Raw genomic sequence first — 2025 nt, forward strand, 5'->3', positions numbered from 1 at the left:
GTTAATTTGAGCTGAATAGCTGTTAGGTCACACCAGTGAATCATCAAGTTGAGTAAACGCTTCGCGCAGGCTCGCCATTGCGGCAGGGTACTTTAAAAGAAAAGCGTCTCCTGTTGACCCCTCCCTCATGATCCGCATGATGTTTTTCGCAATCTCCATTGCGGAGCTAGTAAGCGAAACGAGTGGTGAGAATTGAACGCGCCTAACGATTGGCTGGTCAATCAAATCAGAAAGTTGGCGATGTAAATCCACAGTGTTGATAGTAAGTCTTTCAAAACTACTGCCACCTTTCATGGATGCCCCGGTTACCGTTCGCGAATCTACCATTATCCCGAAGCCTTGCCTCGCTTCAAGTACGTCATTTTTAACATCGTACGTCGAAAAATTTCCACTTGAAGGCAGGGTTAGTCCGTATCCGTCGAAAACATCATTGAATTTCAGATCTATGTCAGATGATATAGTTTTCGACACACATATCCCGCCGCTGGTGAGCATCTCAGACGACATCTCAAATTGATTACACGGGCCAGGTCGAGCGGCTATAGGAGCGTGAAGCGAACTGAACATGCTCATGAATTCATCGACGTTCCGGCTCCGGAAGGTAATTCTAGAAACGGCGGGAGAGTTTTTTGCTGCGTCGATGGTCATATCAGTTTTAGCGAATAACGCTTTGACAGAATTGCTAAAAGATTGGGTCAGCGTTAGGCCCAAAATTCCGATAAATGCTTGAGTTCTCTAATCATGAAGACGACCCGACTCGGCATCAGTTTTCCTTTGAGATCAGCTAGCCGTGAGTGGACGTGCCCTCTGCTCAATGCCCCACGGGCAGTGGACGCCTGCGAGATGTGCGCTGCCACGCATTTGTGGTTGATTGCATGCGGGCTCTCATCGCCAGCGCCCTTGCAATCACTTGGCCACTCGGCGCCGGACAGGGCCGCGTGAGCGACCCTGCCAAACGAGGCCGCCCTTCCTGAAAAGGCGCACAACCCCATCAAGGCGGAAGTTAGAGCGAACATGAGTGGTTTGGCTAGGCAAAGCCTGAGCTGTGACGGTGGTTGCTAGAGAACGAGGGTTCGAGAAGAGCTTGAGCTTCTCTGTACGCGCGCACAGCAACTTTGGATGTCAAAAACATGGTCTGCACTCGTCCGAAGAAACCGCGAAAAATTCGGAGATTTAGCAGATAGACATCGCGTCTTAAAAATTCTTTATGTAATCGAAGCTATTGCTTTGTAAACCAATAATCTGGCGCTCAATGCTGCTTTAGACGCCGCCAGAGTCGGAGAGCAATGCTTCGGATTTGCAGCTGTCGCGAACCGGTTAATAAATTAGCCAGCCATTCATCCGCCCATCGATAAGACGAGCAGAATAAAAATCATCGAAAAGCATTGTTCACGAAGCTTTCTCGAAATTATTACCCTGACATGCGTCGCCGTGTTTCCGAGGGCGTTTCTCCAAAGGCTTTCTGGTAGAAAGCTGCAAAGGAAGACAGATGAACGAAACCCCATGAGTACGCGATGTCTGAAATTTTCCTCTCGCTGGGGCCGGAAGCAATTTCAGCTTTCACCCCGCAGAGGCGAATCATCCTTAAATACTCCATTGGCGACATCCCTTTGAATTGCATGAAGCCGCTCTGTAATGATCGAACACTGCAGCCGGAAGCAAAAGCGATTTCCGCCAGACGCAAGGGCCCTGCTGCATGGGCGACCATGTAGTCAATTGCTTTTTTAATATTTTTTGGACTGGGCAATGCCCCTCGGCTGTTAATTTGAGCTGAATAGCTGTTAGGCACACCGTGAATCATCAAGTTGAGTAACGCTTCGCGCAGGCTCGCCCATTGCGGCAGGGTACTTTTAAAAAGAAAAAGCGTCTCCTGTTGACCCCTCCCACATGATTCGCATATGTTCTTCGCAATCTCCATTGCGGAGCTTGTAAGCGAAACGAGTGGTGAGAATTGAACACGCCTAACGATTGGCTGGTCGATCAAATCTGACAGTTGATGATGCAAATCAGAGTATTATTTTAAAT

Annotated in this window: 2 protein-coding genes; both read right to left on the reverse strand. The window is 48.7% G+C overall.

The window, feature by feature from the left end:
- Positions 1–27: 27 nt before the first annotated feature.
- Entirely contained in the window at positions 28–648 is a 621-nt protein-coding gene (locus tag AC27IO_RS23415) for a hypothetical protein (protein ID WP_498741061.1), read from the reverse strand.
- Positions 649–1411: 763 nt separating this feature from the next.
- Positions 1412–1918 (reverse strand): helix-turn-helix transcriptional regulator, encoded by a 507-nt coding sequence (locus tag AC27IO_RS23420; protein WP_498741063.1) that lies wholly within the window; start codon positions 1916–1918, stop codon positions 1412–1414.
- Positions 1919–2025: the final 107 nt, after the last annotated feature.

Source organism: Acidovorax sp. KNOB132, from assembly GCF_057541515.1.